The 16,594-nt window shown below is 66.8% G+C and carries 15 protein-coding genes; 10 read left to right on the forward strand and 5 right to left on the reverse strand.

Features of this window, described 5'->3' with window-relative positions; genetic code table 11:
• Positions 1–45 precede the first annotated feature (45 nt).
• The 4 genes from CY658_RS22625 (at position 46) to CY658_RS22640 (ending at position 5,699) form a co-directional block, all read left to right on the forward strand.
• A complete protein-coding gene (locus tag CY658_RS22625; protein WP_101492309.1) occupies positions 46–2,034 on the forward strand; it encodes a DNA topoisomerase IV subunit B in 1,989 nt (662 codons plus the stop codon).
• Positions 2,035–2,067: 33 nt separating this feature from the next.
• Positions 2,068–3,006 carry a lytic transglycosylase domain-containing protein gene (locus tag CY658_RS22630; RefSeq protein ID WP_101492310.1) on the forward strand — a complete coding sequence of 313 codons (939 nt, stop codon included), beginning with the start codon at positions 2,068–2,070 and terminating at the stop codon, positions 3,004–3,006.
• 90 nt (positions 3,007–3,096) lie between these two features.
• Entirely contained in the window at positions 3,097–5,502 is a 2,406-nt protein-coding gene (gene parC / locus CY658_RS22635; RefSeq protein ID WP_101492311.1) for a DNA topoisomerase IV subunit A, read from the forward strand.
• Positions 5,502–5,699, forward strand: coding sequence for a hypothetical protein (locus tag CY658_RS22640; protein WP_225617000.1), 198 nt, complete (start codon positions 5,502–5,504; stop codon positions 5,697–5,699). Before parC ends, CY658_RS22640 begins: the two co-directional genes overlap by 1 nt.
• 18 nt (positions 5,700–5,717) lie before the next feature.
• Here the strand turns inward: CY658_RS22640 and CY658_RS22645 are convergent, their stop codons facing one another.
• Both CY658_RS22645 and CY658_RS22650 read right to left on the reverse strand, forming a co-directional pair.
• Positions 5,718–6,689, reverse strand: a complete 972-nt coding sequence (locus CY658_RS22645; protein WP_180839020.1) for an ABC transporter substrate-binding protein — start codon at positions 6,687–6,689, stop codon at positions 5,718–5,720.
• Between the two features lie 417 nt (positions 6,690–7,106).
• On the reverse strand, positions 7,107–8,234 hold the full coding sequence (locus tag CY658_RS22650; protein ID WP_101492313.1) for an MBL fold metallo-hydrolase: 1,128 nt from the start codon (positions 8,232–8,234) through the stop codon (positions 7,107–7,109).
• Positions 8,235–8,388: 154 nt separating this feature from the next.
• Here CY658_RS22650 and CY658_RS22655 point away from each other — a divergent pair, with 154 nt between their 5' ends.
• Positions 8,389–8,919, forward strand: a complete 531-nt coding sequence (locus CY658_RS22655) for a cysteine hydrolase family protein (RefSeq protein ID WP_101492314.1) — start codon at positions 8,389–8,391, stop codon at positions 8,917–8,919.
• On the opposite strand, the gene CY658_RS22660 is transcribed toward CY658_RS22655, so the two are convergent.
• The 3 genes from CY658_RS22660 to CY658_RS22670 all read right to left on the reverse strand — a co-directional run bounded on the left by CY658_RS22660 (position 8,916) and on the right by CY658_RS22670 (position 12,723).
• Positions 8,916–9,653, reverse strand: coding sequence for a metallophosphoesterase family protein (locus tag CY658_RS22660; protein ID WP_101492315.1), 738 nt, complete (start codon positions 9,651–9,653; stop codon positions 8,916–8,918). The two genes, CY658_RS22655 and CY658_RS22660, sit on opposite strands and share 4 nt — an antisense overlap.
• Positions 9,654–9,726: 73 nt before the next feature.
• Complete coding sequence (locus CY658_RS22665; RefSeq protein WP_101492316.1) at positions 9,727–10,878, reverse strand: acyl-CoA dehydrogenase family protein; 1,152 nt, start codon at positions 10,876–10,878, stop codon at positions 9,727–9,729.
• Positions 10,879–11,031: 153 nt separating this feature from the next.
• On the reverse strand, positions 11,032–12,723 hold the full coding sequence (locus tag CY658_RS22670) for a hypothetical protein (RefSeq protein ID WP_101492317.1): 1,692 nt from the start codon (positions 12,721–12,723) through the stop codon (positions 11,032–11,034).
• Between the two features lie 135 nt (positions 12,724–12,858).
• On the opposite strand from CY658_RS22670, the gene CY658_RS22675 reads away from it, so the two are divergent.
• From CY658_RS22675 to CY658_RS22695, 5 genes are read left to right on the forward strand one after another with little or no spacing between them, the layout of a single operon-like run.
• Positions 12,859–13,530 carry an amino acid ABC transporter permease gene (locus CY658_RS22675; RefSeq protein ID WP_101492318.1) on the forward strand — a complete coding sequence of 224 codons (672 nt, stop codon included), beginning with the start codon at positions 12,859–12,861 and terminating at the stop codon, positions 13,528–13,530.
• Between the two features lie 31 nt (positions 13,531–13,561).
• Positions 13,562–14,215, forward strand: a complete 654-nt coding sequence (locus tag CY658_RS22680; RefSeq protein ID WP_101492319.1) for an amino acid ABC transporter permease — start codon at positions 13,562–13,564, stop codon at positions 14,213–14,215.
• Positions 14,216–14,266: 51 nt separating this feature from the next.
• Positions 14,267–15,064: a transporter substrate-binding domain-containing protein gene (locus tag CY658_RS22685; protein ID WP_101492320.1), complete on the forward strand. Its 798-nt coding sequence runs from the start codon at positions 14,267–14,269 to the stop codon at positions 15,062–15,064.
• A gap of 27 nt (positions 15,065–15,091) precedes the next feature.
• Positions 15,092–15,847, forward strand: a complete 756-nt coding sequence (locus CY658_RS22690; RefSeq protein WP_101492321.1) for an amino acid ABC transporter ATP-binding protein — start codon at positions 15,092–15,094, stop codon at positions 15,845–15,847.
• The gene (locus tag CY658_RS22695) at positions 15,847–16,590 is read left to right on the forward strand and encodes a sugar phosphate isomerase/epimerase family protein (protein WP_101492322.1); all 744 of its coding nucleotides are present in this window, start codon (positions 15,847–15,849) and stop codon (positions 16,588–16,590) included. The genes CY658_RS22690 and CY658_RS22695 overlap by 1 nt, the downstream gene beginning before the upstream one ends.
• The last annotated feature ends 4 nt before the right edge of the window (positions 16,591–16,594 follow it).

Genomic DNA, 16,594 nt, shown 5'->3' on the forward strand with positions numbered 1-16,594 from the left:
ATGGGTATCCAGTCATTTCAACCCAACTGACTACAATCCGCCCCCATGGCGACTTCCCCCAAGACATCTTCAGATTCCGCTTCCGGCTATTCGGAAGGCTCCATCCGCGTGCTCAAGGGCCTCGAGCCCGTGAAGCAGCGCCCGGGCATGTACACCCGGACCGACAACCCCCTGCACATCATTCAGGAAGTGCTCGACAACGCCGCCGACGAAGCGCTGGCGGGCTACGGCAAGAAGATCAAGGTCACGCTGCACACCGACGGCTCGGTCAGCATCGATGACGACGGCCGCGGCATTCCCTTCGGCATGCACCCCGAAGAGAAGGCACCCGTGGTCGAGCTGGTGTTCACCCGGCTGCACGCCGGCGGCAAATTCGACAAGGGCTCGGGCGGCGCTTACAGCTTCTCGGGCGGCCTGCACGGCGTGGGCGTGTCGGTGACCAACGCGCTGTCGAAGCGCCTCGAAGTGACCTCGCACCGCGAAGGCTCGATCGCCAAGCTCGCCTTCAGCGCCGGCGACGTGATCGAGGCACTCGAAATCCGCAAGCTCGAAGCGGGCGAGCGCAAGCAGGGCACCACCGTGCGCGCCTGGCCCGACGCCAAGTACTTCGAGACCGCCGCGCTGCCCATGGGCGAACTCACCCACCTGCTGCGCAGCAAGGCCGTGCTGATGCCCGGCGTGAGCGTCACGCTGACGGTCGAGAAGACCGGGGAAAGCCAGCAGTGGCTCTACAAGGGCGGCCTGAGCGACTACCTCATGCAGACGCTCAACGGCGACCCGGTGATCCCGCTGTTCGAAGGCAGCGGCCATGCCGACAAGAACGCCGACAACTTCGCCGAAGGCGAGGGCGCCGACTGGTGCGTGGCCTTCACCGAAGACGGCCAGCCGGTGCGCGAGAGTTATGTCAACCTGATTCCCACCAGCGCCGGCGGCACGCACGAAAGCGGCCTGCGCGACGGCCTGTTCACCGCGGTGAAGAGCTTCATCGAGCTGCACTCGCTGCTGCCCAAGGGCGTGAAGCTGCTGCCTGAAGACGTGTTTGCGCGCGCCTCGTACGTGCTCAGCGCCAAGGTGCTCGACCCGCAGTTCCAGGGCCAGATCAAGGAACGCCTGAATTCGCGCGACGCGGTGCGCCTGGTGTCCAGCTTCGTGCGCCCCACGCTCGAGCTGTGGCTCAACCAGCACGTCGACTACGGCAAGAAGCTCGCCGAGCTGGCCATCAAGGCCGCGCAGACGCGCCAGCGCGCCGGCCAGAAGGTCGAGAAGCGCAAGGGCTCCGGCGTGGCCGTGCTGCCCGGCAAGCTCACCGACTGCGAGAGCAAGGACATCAGCCACAACGAAGTGTTCCTGGTCGAGGGCGACTCCGCCGGCGGCAGCGCCAAGATGGGCCGCGACAAGGAAAGCCAGGCCATCCTGCCGCTGCGCGGCAAGGTGCTCAACACCTGGGAAGTCGAGCGCGACCGCCTGTTCGCCAACACCGAAATCCACGACATCTCGGTGGCCGTGGGCGTCGATCCGCACGGACCTACTGACACGCCCGACATGAGCGGCCTGCGCTACGGCAAGATCTGCATCCTGTCGGATGCCGACGTGGACGGCTCGCACATCCAGGTGCTGCTGCTCACGCTGTTCTTCCGGCACTTTCCCAAGCTCATCGAAGCCGGTCACGTGTATGTCGCAAAGCCGCCATTGTTCCGGGTCGATGCGCCCGCGCGCGGCAAGAAGCCGGCCTCCAAGGTCTACGCGCTGGACGAGGGCGAACTCACCGCCACGCTCGACAAACTGCGCAAGGACGGCGTGCGCGAAGGCGCCTGGAACATCAGCCGCTTCAAGGGCCTGGGCGAAATGAACGCGGAACAATTGTGGGAAACCACGCTCAATCCGGACACCCGGCGCCTGATGAAGGTCCAATTGGGTCGGTTCGACTTTTCGTCCACCCAGGGCGAGATCACCAAGCTGATGGGCAAGGGCGAAGCGGCGGCGCGGCGCGAGCTCATGGAATTGCGCGCAGACGACGTCGACATCGACGTCTGAGCTTTCCCTTTTCTTTCCTTCTTCTCACACGCCATGTCGGTTCTCAAGCGTTCGCTGTGGTTGGCCCTTCTGCTGTGCATGCAGCAGGGGCTCGCGCACGCCGCCGACATCTACGGCTACATCGACAGCAACGGCGTGGCGCACTTCGCGGCCGAGAAGGTCGACGAGCGCTACAAGATCTTCTTCCAGGGCGGCCAGAGCTTCGACACCGCCAAGGGCATTTCGCCGCTGGGCCGAGGCAACATCAATCGTCGGCTCGACGGCAAGGTGTCGTCGGCGTCGCAGAACCTGCTCGCCATGTTCGAGGCCTCACCCGGCTACAAGACCGCCAAGTCGGCGCTGCGCGATGCGTCGAGCAAGCACGCCATCGACTACGAGCTGCTGCAGGCGCTGGTCGCTACCGAGTCGGGCTTCGACGCCAGGGCCGTCTCGCCCAAGGGCGCGATGGGGCTCATGCAGCTCATGCCCGCCACCGCGCAGCGCTACGGCGTGGCGACGGACAAGCGCGGCACGATCGAGAAAAAGCTGTTCGACCCGCACATCAACATCGCCGCCGGCTCGCGCTACCTGCGCGACCTGATCGCGATGTTCCCGGGCCAGATTGAGCTCGCATTGGCCGCCTACAACGCGGGCGAGGGCGCGGTGCAGCGCGCGGGCAACAAGATCCCGAACTACAAGGAAACGCAGAACTACGTGCAGACCGTGCTGCAGCTGTATGCGTACCTGAAGCCCTCGGCCGTGACGGTGGGCGGCAACCTGCGCAGCGGCACGGGCAGCAGCGGTGGCGGCAAGACGCCGGGGCGCATCCGCATGGAGATGTCGGTGCCCAAGGGCGGCGCGATCGGCCGCGGGAACATGCCGTCCGAGTCGCCGCGCAACGTGCCGACCATGCCTGAGGTGCCCGAACTGTCCGACGTGCCGACCAGTGCGGCCGAGCCAGGCGATGCTTCGCCGCCGTCTCCGTTGTCGTGACGCCGAAGACCGCGATGCACCCCTCTTTCACTTTGGGCTGAGCGCACCACGCACGCAGCCCCACGCAACTGTTTTCTTTCTCTCTTCTTCATGGACGACTCTCAACCTCCGCTCGACCTTGCAGGCCCCACCGACGGCGACACCACCCTCACGCTGGCCGACTACGCGCAGACCGCCTACCTCGAATACGCCCTGAGCGTGGTCAAGGGCCGCGCGTTGCCCGATGTGTCCGACGGCCAGAAGCCGGTGCAGCGGCGCATCCTGTACTCGATGTCGCGCATGGGCCTGGGCTTCGGCGGCACCAACGGCACCGTGGGCGCCAAGCCCGTGAAGAGCGCGCGCGTCGTCGGTGACGTGCTCGGCCGCTTCCACCCGCACAGCGACCAGGCCGCGTACGACGCGCTGGTGCGCATGGCGCAAGACTTTTCGCAGCGCTACCCGCTGGTCGACGGCCAGGGCAACTTCGGCAGCCGCGACGGCGACGGCGCCGCGGCCATGCGCTACACCGAAGCGCGCCTGGCGCGCATCACCAGCCTGCTGCTCGACGAAATCGACGAAGGCACGGTCGACTTCATTCCCAACTACGACGGCAGCACCGAAGAGCCGCGCCTGCTGCCCGCGCGGCTGCCGTTCACGCTGCTCAATGGCGCCAGCGGCATCGCCGTGGGCCTGGCCACCGAAATCCCGAGCCACAACCTGCGCGAGATTGCCGACGCCTGCGTCGCGCTGATCAAGTCGAACGGCAAGCTCAGCGAAGAAGAACTGCTGGCGATCGTGCCCGGCCCCGACTACCCGGGCGGCGCGCAGATCATCAGTGGCGCCAGCGACATCGCCGATGCGTACCGCACCGGTCGCGGCTCGCTCAAGGTGCGCGCGCGCTGGACGATCGAAGACCTCGCGCGCGGCCAGTGGCAGCTCGTGGTCAACGAACTGCCGCCGGGCGTCAGCACGCAGAAGGTGCTCGAAGAAATCGAGGAAATCACCAACCCGAAGGTCAAGGCCGGCAAGAAGGCGCTGAGCGCCGACCAGACCCAGCTGAAGGCCGCCATGCTGTCGATGCTCGACGTGGTGCGCGACGAGTCGAGCAAGGACGCCGCCGTGCGCCTGGTGTTCGAGCCCAAGACCTCGCGCATCAGCCAGGACGAGTTCGCGACCACGCTGCTCGCGCAGACCTCGCTTGAAACCTCGTCGTCGATCAACCTGACGATGGTCGGCATCGACGGCAAGCCGACGCAGAAGTCGCTGCGCCAGATGCTCAACGAGTGGATCGCGTTCCGCGAGATCACCGTCGAGAAGCGTTCACGCCATCGCCTGAACAAGGTGCTGGACCGCATCCACATCCTCGAAGGCCGGCAGCTGGTGCTGCTGAACATCGACGAAGTCATTGCCATCATCCGCGCCGCGGAAGACCCGAAGGCGGCGCTCATTGCGCGCTTCAACCTCAGCGACCGCCAGGCCGAGGACATCCTTGAAATTCGGCTGCGCCAGCTTGCGCGGCTCGAAGCCATCAAGATCGAACAGGAGCTGGCCGGCCTGCGCGACGAGCAGAAGAAGCTCGAAGACATCCTTTCCAGCCCGGCCACGCTGCGCCGCCTGCTGATCAAGGAAATCGAAGCCGACGCCAAGACCTTCGAAGACCCGCGCCGCACGCTCATCCAGGCCGAGAAGCGCGCCGTGGCCGAAGTGAAGGTGGTCGACGAGCCCGTCACCGTGATCGTGTCGCAGAAGGGCTGGGTGCGCGCGCAGAAGGGCTGGGCCAGCGAGAAAGCCGCCGCGAATGCAGACAAGGGCGGCACCGCGCCCGAGTACAGCTTCAAGTCGGGCGACACGCTCTACGGCGCCTTCGAATGCCGCAGCGTCGACACGCTGCTGGTCTTCGGCAGCGCCAAGGACAAGAGCGTGCGCGTCTACACCGTGCCCGTGGCCTCGTTGCCCGGCGCGCGCGGCGACGGCCAGCCCGTCACCACGCTCATCGAGCTCGATGCCGGCACGCACGTCACGCACTTCTTCGCGGGCCCGGTGGGCGCCTGCGTGCTGCTCGCCAACACCGGCGGCTACGGCTTCATGGCCACCGTCGAGAACATGATGTCGCGCCAGCGCGGCGGCAAGGCCTTCATCGACGTGGGCGAGGGCGAGCAGCTGTGCCGTCCGTCGCTGGTGGGTGGTGCGAGCGGCGCCGAGCCGATGCCTGCGGCCACGCACGTGGCCTGCGCCTCGAGCGGCAAGCGCATCCTGACCTTCGACATCGCCGAGCTCAAGAGCCTGCCCAAGGGCGGTCGCGGCCTGACGCTGATCGACCTGGAGGCCAAGGACACGCTGGCCGGTGCGGTGGCCTACACGCGCAGCGTGCGCATCGAAGGCGTCGCCCGCGGCGGCAAGGAGCGCGAAGAAACGCTCGAGATCCGCTCGCTCAACAACGCGATGGGGACCCGCGGGCGCAAGGGCAAGGTGGCAGACCTCGGGTTCACGCCGGCGAGCGTGCTGCGGGTGCTCTGATGCTGGGCGGCATCGACATCAGCATCCTCGGCGTGATCCTCGCCGTGGTCACGGGCTTCGGCAGCTACATCCTGGGGCGCCGCATGCGCGAGAAGCGGCAGGGCAAGCGGCGCGCGAAAGACCGCGCCATCGCGCAGGCCAACGAGACGCGTCAGGTGCGGCGCGCGCGCGAGCGGCGCGAGCAGGAAGGCAAGTAAGCAAGCCGAGGGGCTTGCTTACCAGCCGTCGTAGCCGCCGACGTTCTCGCGCGTCACGAGCTTCGAGGGCAACAGCAGCACGCGCTGCGGCGGTGTCTGGCCCGCCAGGAGCTTCAACCCGATTTCGGCCGCCCGCTGGCCCATCAACGTGGGCGACTGCGTCGCGCTGCCGGCGATCAATGTGGCCGGGTCTTGCAGGCGTTGCACCACCTCCGGTGAGCCGTCCATCGCGGTGATGACGAGGTCGCGCCGCCCTGCGACCCGGGCCGCCATTTCCGCGCCGATGCCGCACAGGTCGTTGATCGCAAACACGCCCGACAGCTTCGGATGGTGCGCGAGCAGTCGCGTCATCTGCTCGACGCCGCCGTCCTTGGTGGCGCCGCCGCCGAGCGCGATCGGCACGACGCGCACGCCGGGCGCGGCGCCCAACGCCTCGCGGCAACCCTTGACGCGGCCGACTGCGGCTGTGTTCGGAGGGCCGTCGATGATGCCCACTTCGCCTTTGCCGCCGAGCGTGCGCACCAGATGTTCACAGGCCAGCTTGCCCGCCGCGCGGCTGTCGGTCACCACGGCTGCATCGGCGCCCTGCACGAGCGCATCGACCGCCACGACCTTGATGCCGGCCGCGCGCGCCTCCGCGACGCGGACGTGGAGGCTGGTCGAGTCGACGGGTGTCACGATCACGAGCTGCACGCGCTGGCGGATCATTTCCTTGAACTGCTCGTCCTGGCGCTGCGGATCGAACCCGCTCGACACGACCGTGATCTGCGCGGCGCCGCGTCCTTCCTGGTTCAGGGTCGACTCCACCGCGCGGGCGATGTAGGCGAAGAAGGGGTTGCGCAGATCGCTGACGAGCACGCCGACACGTGGGCCTTTGCCTTGCGGGTTGCCGTGCGTCGCGAGCGCGTTGCCGGCGAGGCCCATGCCGAGAACGATGGCCAGCAGCCAGATGCGCGGGCGTCGTTTCGTGAGCGGGGATGCAAGGGGCATCGTCGAGAGCGGAAGCAGTGAGCGGAATTCGATGATGACAGGTTCGATGCGTCCTGACACCCCTCGCGCAGGGGGTCTGCGGGGCGTTACCGGCATTCGTGGTGGTTCATGCCGCAAAGCATGCGCCGTGGTGCGCGCGCACCCTTCGAAAGCACTCGAACCAGCGGTCCAAGTGCCCCCGAAGGGTGGTTGCCTCTGCCTCGGTGACGGGGCCTCATGTCGCACCGGTTCCTGTTGTCGTCGTGCTCCCTGTGGCTGCTGCCTTGCAGACGATCTGGCTTCCCCGCCGGCGCTTCCTTCGAGGGAGTCGTCGCGGCGGTGAGGCGATTGAACCGATGGTCAGTTAACCGTCCGTAAACCTTTTAAAAGTGGCGAGAAACAATCGAAATATTCACCGGTGCGTGGAGGATGGCGCGCTCACTTCAGGCCGGCCCACCAACGCACGTTGGTGCGCGCCTGCCCGACCGTCAGCACTTCGCCGATCACCGGCGTGGCCAGGTCGATCTTCTTTGCCTGCGCCAGGTCGGCGATGCGGTCCAGCGGGTCGTGCCAGGTGTGGAAGGCCAGGTCGAAGGTGCTGTTGTGCACCGAATAGAGCACCTTGCCGCGCAGGTCTTCGAAGGCCTGCACGCTCTGCTCGGGTGTCATGTGCACGCCGGGCCAGTAGGCGTCGTAGGCGCCGTTTTCCATCAGCGCGAGGTCGAAGCCGCCGAAGCGTTCGCCGATCTGCTTGAAGCCCGGAAAGTAGCCCGAGTCGCCGCTGTAGAAAATGCGCTGGTCGCCGCTTTGCACCACCCACGAGGCCCACAGGGTGCGGTCGCGGTCGGTCAGCGTGACCGCGCGGCCCGAGAAGTGCTGCGCGGGCGTGGCCGTGAGCTTCACGCCCGCATGCTCGCCGCCCTGCCACCAGTCGAGCTCGGTCACGCGCTCGGCCGGCACGCCCATCTCGACGAGCCGGGCGCGTATGCCCAGCGGCACGAAGTAGCGCTGCACGCGTGTGGCGAGGTACTCGATGGTGGCGACGTCCAGGTGGTCGTAGTGGTCGTGCGAAAGAATCACGGCCTCGATCGGCGGCAGCTGCTCCAGCTGGATCGGCGGCTTGTGAAAGCGCTTCGGCCCGACCCACGTGAAGGGCGAGACGCGCTCGCTGAACACGGGGTCGATGAGCCAGTACTTGCCCTTGAGCTTCAGCAGGTGCGACGAGTGGCCCAGGCGCACCACATGGTTGGCGTCGGTGGCGAGCGCGTCGAGCGCCTGGGGCGTCAGCGCGCGCACCGGAATCGGGTCGACCGGCACGGTGTCGACCTTGCTGCCGACGATGAAGCGCGACCAGATGCGCCACGTGCTGGCCGCTGGCAGCAGTTCGGGGTTGGCCATGTTCTGGAACACGCCGCCCTTGAACTGCGGCGATTTTTCATAGGGCGTTTCCCCGCCGCCGGCGCTGCTGCAGCCGGCCACGAAGGCGCAACCCGCCGCGGCAAGCACCGCACTGCGGCGCAGCAGTCGGGGGAGATAAGCGCCTTGCGAACCCGAGTCGTCAGCCATGAGGAAGCCTTCTTGATGTGTATTGGTCTTGAGGCGCGAGACTAGCGGGAGTCGGCCTTTCAATGGTTTCAGCGACAGAAACATTCGGCGCGCGGGGGCAATCCGCGCGCCGGCGGCATACTCCGGCGATCCACGGCTACAGCCCTTCATTGCCATGAAAACTGCCATCCTCGTCATCGACATGCAGCGCGGCCTTTGCGACGATCCGCCCCGGCCGTACGAATCCGAAGTGGTCATCGGGCGCATCAACGCCCTCACGGCACGGGCCCGCGAGGCTGGCGTGCCGGTGGCCTTCGTCCAACACGAGAACGCCATCGACCTGGAATTCGATTCCGAACGCTGGCAGCTGGCCGATGCCTTGCAGGTGACGCCAGCCGACGCCCGCCTGCGCAAGACCACGCCCGATTCGTTCCTGCGCACGCCGCTCGAGGCCTGGCTGACGGAGCAGGGCGTGCGGCGCGTGGTGGTCTGCGGCTATTCGTCCGAGTTCTGCGTCGACACCACCGTGCGCCGTGCTGCCGCGCTGGGCTACGAGGTGGTGTTGGCGGCCGACGCCCACACCTCGCACGACAAGCCGCATGCCAAGGGCGCCTTCATCCGCGCGCACCACAACGCGACGCTGGCGGACATCACGAGCTTCGGCGTGCCGATCCGCGCGGTCGACAGCGCGCAGATCGTTCTCTAAGGCATGCGCCCGGTCGCCAGAGCATGGGCCCAGTCGGGCCGCCCGTGCTTCAGCGCCAGCGCCGACATGGCCGTGTGGTCGTAGGGCACTGAAACCAGCCGGGCGGTCCAGCCACCCTCGCGCTGCTCGGCGATGGCATAGCGTGCATTCGGCGAACCTGTTTCGACGGCATGCGGATGCGGGTGGATGTCGGCATACGCCGGCAGGCCGACGCTGCCCGGGTTGACGATCAATTGCCCGCTGGACGCGTGCACCGCGCGCGGCACATGCGTGTGGCCGCACGCGATCAGTTCGGCCTCGACGTGGCCGAGGCGCGCATCGATTTCCTGCAGCGTGGCCGCACGGAAATTCGCGGGCTCCACGGTTTCCAGGAAGTATTCGAGATCGCTGGCGGGCGTGCCATGGCAGAGCACAACCTCAGGGCTGAAGCGAAGGTGGGGCACCAGCGACGCCATCCATTCGAATTCCTTCGCACCGAGCCGCGCATGCGCGAACGCGTCGGACGGGCCGCGCCCTCCGGCAGGCAAGGAGAGAAGCTGGCGTTCATGGTTTCCGGACAGCTGAACCCAGTCCTGCGCCATCAGGAACTGCGCGGTCTCCAGCGGCATCAACGGGCCGGAAAGGCTGTCGCCCAGATTGACGATGGCATCCGCGCCGCGGCGGGCGATGTCCTCGGCCACGGCTTCGAGCGCGGGGAGATTTCCGTGGATGTCGGAGACGATGGCAATGCGCATTCGCGGGCCTTGGGCATGGAGCAGGGTGGGCGCGATCTTAGATCGCGCGTCTGCGGCCCGTGTCGGCCCGGTGTCACCCCACGAGCTTTCGCGCGATCAGGTCCTTCATGATCTCGCTGGTGCCGCCGTAGATGCGCTGCACGCGCGCATCGGCATACATCCGCGCGATCGGGTACTCGACCATGTAGCCGTAGCCGCCAAAGAGCTGCAGGCACTCGTCGGTCACCTTGCCCTGTTGCTCGGTGCACCACAGCTTGGCCATGTAGGCGGCTTCCTGGTCGAGCGTGCCGTCGACCATGCGCTGGATGCAGTCGTTGACGAAGGTGCGCACCACGTGCGCGATGGTGGCGCACTCGGCGAGCTTGAAGCGCGTGTTCTGAAAGTCGAACACCGTCTGCCCGAAGGCCTTGCGCTGCTGCGTGTATTCCACCGTCAGCTCCACCGCGCGCTCGATCACCGCGGCGGCCGGCACGCACAGGAACAGGCGTTCATACGACAGCTGGCTCATGAGCTGAATGAAGCCGTCGCCCTCCTTGCCGCCGAGCAGGTGGTCGGCCGGAACGCGCACGCCGTCGAAGAAGATCTCGGCCGTGTCCGATGCGTGCTGACCCAGCTTTTCGAGCCGCCGGCCGACGCGAAAGCCCGGCAGGTCCTCGGTCTCGAGCACGACCAGCGACACGCCGCGGCTGCCCGCCTCGCCGGTGCGCACCGCCACCACCAGCAGGTTGCCCGTGAAGCCGTTGGTGATGAAGGTCTTGGCGCCATCGATCACGTAGTGGTCGCCGTCGCGCCGGGCACGGGTGCGCAGCGCCTTCAGGTCCGATCCGCAGCCGGGCTCGGTGAGCGCGATGCCGGCCAGCATCTCGCCGCTGGCGAGCTTCGGAAGCCAGCGCATCTTTTGCGCCTCGGTGCCGTAGTCGAGGATGTAGTGCGCGGCGAGGTTGTGCACGCCGGTGTTGGCGGGAAACTCGGCCTTGGCCAGTTCGTCCTGCACCACCATCTGGTAGGCCGGCGAGGCGCCCGCACCGCCATAGGCCTCGTCTACTTCGGGCAGCAGGAAACCCATTTCCCCGAACGGGCGCCAGACCTCGCGCGGAATGAAACCCTGGCGGCGCCAGCCGTCCAGGTGCGGCGAGAGCTCGGCTGCGATGTAGCGGCGCGCCTGCTCGCGGAAGGCGTCGATGTCTTCGTCCATCCAGCGATGGCGGTACAGCTGTGGAAGCATGGGTTTGTCTCCGTCGGACCCGCGAAGGCAGGGTCTCTTTGTGAGTGCCCATGGTAGGAATCAACGATGCCGCAGCGCGAGTGCGCATCGCATCGTTCCGATGGCAAAAGACCTCAGTTCTTCACACGGACCCTGCGTCGCGGCGCCGAGGCGTCAGTCCGCCCCCGCCCGCCACACCCGCGCCAGCGCCGCCAGCTTGCCCCGCAAACTCAGCTTGTCGTTCGACAGCGCATCGATGAAGTCCGACAGCCGCTGCGACTTCACCATCGTGTAGATCGTGAGCCAGGTGGTGAAGGTGAACACCACGCCGAACCAGATCGCCTTGCGCCACAGCGGCGCGTCGGCCTCGGCCAGCAGGTTCATGCCGAGGAAGCCTGTCGTCACGGTGCCGATGAGGCCGAACAGCGTGACCACCGTGAGCCGCACGACGGTGCTGGCCTGACGGCGCAGGCTGTCGGCGTCGAGGTAGGTGTTCATGTCGGCGATGCGCGCCTTCACCTCGTCGTACAGCGGGTCGAGCCGCAGGTGCGTGGCGCACATGTGGGAGAGCGCGCGCACCTGCGCCTGCTCGGAAATTTCGTGGAACCAGTAGCGGTGCGTGAAGCGCAGGAAGCGCTCGAAGCTCGCGCGGATGGCGCGCTTGAACTGCTTCACGCTCGGCGTGTTGCGGATGTCGAGTTTGTTGAGCGCCTCGACCAGCTGGTCCGAGAACATCAGCAGCGAGGCCTTCTGGAAATGCGCGATGAGGAACAGCAGGAAGTGCTGGTGCCTGAACTGCGCGAGCACGCCGCGGTCGCGGCAGCAGAAGAACTCGGAGCGCGCGTCGCCCACCACGATGAGCGCGTGGCCGTTGCACAGGTAGCGCGTGTTGGGGGCGGCGCCCGCGTTCACCCAGAAGCGGTCGTAGCAGTAGGTGTGCTCGAAGTCGGCCAGATGCTGCTCTGCGTAGGGCAGGTGGGCGTCGGCCCCGCCCGCGCCTGTGACGAGCGCAAGCCGCACGAAGTCGTCGCGCGTGAGGCGGCGCGGATCGTCGAGCGACAGGTAGGCCATCACCGGCATGCGGTAGTACTCGATCTGGCGGTAGCGCAGCACGCCGGGGTCGTCCGAATGGTCGCTCACCAGCGGCTGCATCAGGTAGGCCCAGTGCGCGGCGATGCGCGGTGCGCGGTGCTGGGCCACGTGCGACAGGAAGGCGTTGCGCTGCTGCGCGTCGGAGGCGGCGAGCACGCGGCCGTCGGCGCCCAGCCACTCGACGCTGGCCATGCAGTGCAGGGCGGCGCCGTCGGGCTCCCAGCCTGAAGGGTAGGCACGGCCGAAGCGGTAGAGGATGTCCTGCGCCTGCGCGAGGCTCAGGTGGTCGGTGCCGACCTCGAGGTTGAGCAGCACCACGTCGATGTCGAAGAAGAAGTACAGGTCGCAGTGAATCACGTCGAGCGTGACGGGGGCCTCGCCGGGCCGCGCCACCAGCCGCACGGACGCGATGTCGCGGCGGCGGAACACGCGCATGGGCGAATCGCCGTCGCTGGTTCCATCGTTGCTGCCGCGCGATCGGCCTTCGCCGTACAGGAAGCGCTGCACATACGGCAGGAAGCTCACGAACTCGTTGTAGTGGCGCTCATGGAAGCGGCCGCTGTCGCCGGTGTATTCGTCCACCTCTTCGCGCCAGGGCGATGCGTCGCCCATGTCGCGCAGCACGTGCCAGGGGCCGTGGTGCGAGGGGGCCGCACCGGGCGCCGGCACGAGGCGCAAGGGCCAGAGCAGCGCCTGCCGGAAATGCTGCACGACGGGGCTGTCAGCCGGGGTGCTTGCCGTGGAGGAAATTGGGTCCGCATGGGGGTTCGGCATCGCGCCAGTGTAGGCAGGCGGGTGGGTCAAAACGCCCACCTAGGGGAATCCCTAGATTGCTCTGAAACCGGTTTCATTTAAGCTGCAAGCATTCCTTTCAGGGTCCGTGCCCGGCTTCTCCGGGCTCGCTCCACCATGAACTACCAGTTCCAATTCGACGCCGTCTTTGCCGCCTGGCCGCTGTTGCTCAAGGGCACGTGGATCACGGTTCAGCTCTCGCTCATCGCCACCCTGCTGGGGCTGGTGGTCGCCATTTTTTGCGCCTGGGGCAAGACCTCGGGGCCGGGCTGGCTGCGCTTCATCGTCAATGCGTACATCGAGGTGATCCGCAACACGCCGTTCATCGTGCAGTTGTTTTTCTTCTTCTTCGCGCTGCCGGCCATCGGCCTGCGCTGGTCGCCGCAAACGGCCGCGCTGGTGGCCATGGTGGTGAACCTCGGCGCCTACGCCACGGAGATCATCCGCGCGGGCATCGAGTCGATTCCCAAGGGGCAGATCGAGGCGGGCCGCGCGCTCAACCTCAAGCCCTGGGAAATCTTCCGCTTCGTGATCATCAAGCCTGCGCTGAAGGCGATCTACCCGGCGCTCACGAGCCAGTTCATCCTGCTGATGCTGAGCTCGGCCGTGGTGTCGGTCATCTCGGCCGACGACCTGACCTCGGTGGCCGCCAACCTGCAGTCGCAGACCTTCCGCAGCTTCGAGATCTACATCGTGGTTGCTGCCATCTACCTCGCGCTGGCGCTGGCCTTCTCGGCCATGTTCAAGCTGATCTACAAGCGCACGCTCAACTACCCGGACCGCCGGTAACTGACTGACCACGACGGACGGAGCACACACCATGCGCACCTTCGGTTTTCCCGAATTCCTTTTCATCCTCGAAGCGGCCAAGTGGACGCTCGCGCTGTCAGCCATCGCCTTCGTGGGCGGCGCTATTCTTGGGCTTCTCATCGCGCTGATGCGCACGTCGGAATCGACGTGGGCGCGCGCCGTGTCGACCACCTTCATCCAGATCTTCCAGGGCACGCCGCTGCTGCTGCAGCTGTTCCTGGTGTTCTTCGGCGCGCCGGTGCTGGGGCTGGACATCAACCCGTGGGTGGCCGCGGGCGTGGCGCTCATCCTGAACAGCGCGGCCTTCCTCGGCGAAATCTGGCGCGGCTGCATCCAGGCGATTCCGCGCGGCCAGTGGGAGGCGGCGCAGGCGCTCAACCTCAAGTACACGGCGCGCATGCGCGACGTGGTGCTGCCGCAGGCTTTCAAGATCGCGCTGGCGCCCACGGTGGGCTACCTGGTGCAGATCATCAAGGGCACGTCGCTCGCGGCCATCATCGGTTTCGTCGAGATCACGCGCGCCGGGCAGATCGTCAACAACGCCACCTTCCAGCCGCTCATCGTGTTCTCGGTGGTGGCCGCCATCTACTTCGTGATCTGCTGGCCGCTGTCGCTGCTCGCGGCACGCATGGAGCGCAAGCGCGCTCTCGCGCTGGCCCGCTGATCGATCCTCGTTTTTCTCGTCGCTTCCTTTCTTTTTCAGGAGACACATCCCATGACCCGTTCCACCACCCGCCGCGTTGCGCTCGCCGCCCTGGGCCTCGGCGCCGCCCTGACCGTGTTCGCTCCCTTCGCGTCCGCACAGACCGTGGCCGACATCAAGAAGAAGGGCGAGATCACCATCGGCATGCTGGTCGACTTCCCGCCCTACGGCACCACCGACGCGAAGAACCAGCCCGACGGCTACGACGCCGACGTGGCCAAGCTGCTGGCCAAGGACTGGGGCGTCAAGGCCAACATCGTGCCGGTCACCGGCCCGAACCGCATTCCCTTCCTGCTGACCAACAAGGTCGACCTGCTGGTGGCTTCGCTGGCCGTGACGCCCGAGCGCGCCAAGCAGGTGCAGTTCTCGCAGCCCTACGCAGCCGCGACCATCGTGCTGTACGGCGCGACCAAGACCTCGATCAAGGCCGCTGGCGACCTGAAGGGCCTGCGCGTGGGCGTGGCCCGCGCTTCGACGCAAGACGTGGCCGTGACCAAGGCCGCACCCGAAGGCACCGAAATCCGCCGCTTCGACGACGACGCCTCTGCCATGCAGGCGCTGATCTCGGGCCAGGTCGATGCGATCGGCTGCTCGGTCACCGTGGCAGCGCAGATCGCCAAGCGCGTGCCGGCCAACACCTTCGAGAACAAGTTCACTCTGGTGCAGCAGTCGATGGGCATCGCGATGCGTCCGGGCCAGGAAGAGCTGACCAAGGCCGTGAACGAATTCGTGCAGAAGAACACCGCCAATGGCGAGCTGAACAAGCTCTATCAAAAGTGGCTGCAGGCCGACCTGCCGAAGATGCAATAAGCGAAAGCGCTTGAAGGGAATCCTGGCATGACGACGGAATCGATCATCCGCATGGAAGCGGTCAACAAGTGGTACGGTGAATTCCAGGTGTTGACCGGCATCGACCTGTCGGTGCGCCAGGGCGAGCGCATCGTGATCTGCGGGCCTTCGGGCTCGGGCAAGTCGACGCTCATCCGCTGCATCAACCGGCTCGAGACGGTGCAGAAGGGCCGCATCGTGGTCGACGGCATCGACCTCACGGCGGGCGGCAAGAACGTCGACGCGGTGCGTGCCGAAGTCGGCATGGTGTTCCAGCAGTTCAACCTGTTCCCGCACCTCACCATTCTGGAGAACTGCACGCTGGCGCCGATGCGCTCGCGCGGCATGACCAAGGCGCAGGCGGAAGAGGTGGCCATGAAGTACCTCACGCGCGTGCGCATTCCCGAGCAGGCCAGGAAGTACCCGAGTCAGCTCTCGGGCGGCCAGCAGCAGCGCGTGGCCATTGCGCGCGCGCTGTGCATGTCGCCCAAGATCATGCTGTTCGACGAGCCCACGTCGGCGCTCGACCCCGAGATGGTCAAGGAAGTGCTCGACACCATGATCGGCCTGGCCGAAGACGGCATGACCATGCTGTGCGTCACGCACGAGATGGGCTTTGCCCGCAGCGTGGCCGACCGCGTGATCTTCATGGCCGACGGCAAGATCGTCGAGCAGGCACCGCCGCAGGAGTTCTTCGGCAACCCCAAGGACGAGCGCACGCGCCAGTTCCTCGGCCAGATCCTCAGCTCGCACCAAGCTCACTGATGGCCTTCGAAGTCCTGATTTCTCTGTCGTCCTTCGGTGCGGCCGAGGTGGGGCGGCACGGCCAGCTCTGGTGCTCGCAACTCTCGCGCGCCGCGGGCGCCGATTCGGTGGAAGTGCGCGGCGAGATGCTGCGTGACGCCGATGCGGAACTGTCGGCATTGAATGGTCTTGCTTCCGTGTACTCCAGCCCCGAGGGCCTGTGGGCCGAAGGCGGCTGGCTCGACAGTGCCGCGCTGCAACGCGGCATCGCTGCCGCCACGCGCGTGGGCGCGAAGCGGCTCAAGATGGCCATCGGCGATTTCCAGCCCTCGTCGCACGGCTCGCTCTGGGGCCTGAAAGTCGCGCTGGCCGAAACCCGCGTCGAGCTGCTGATCGAGAACGACCAGACCGTGCGCGCCGGCACGCTGGCCGCGCTGCAGACCTTCTTCGACGTGGCCGACCGCGCCGGCGTGTCGCTGGGCATGACCTTCGACATGGGCAACTGGCACTGGCTCGGCGAGTGCCCGCTGCAGGCCGCGCAGGCGCTCGGCCATCGCGTACGCTATGTGCATTGCAAGGGCGCGCAGCGCCTGCCGCACAAGTGGGTGGCGGTGCCGATGGGCGATTCGGTCGCGCCGTGGCGCGCGGTGCTGCGCGCACTGCCGGCCGATGTGCCGCACGCCATCGAATACCCGCTCGTGGGCGACGACCTGCTGGTCGTCACCCGCACGCAGATCGACTTCATCCGCGCCGCACGGGCGTAGGGAC

The organism is Variovorax sp. RO1 (assembly GCF_002849325.1).
Lineage (GTDB): Bacteria > Pseudomonadota > Gammaproteobacteria > Burkholderiales > Burkholderiaceae_C > Variovorax.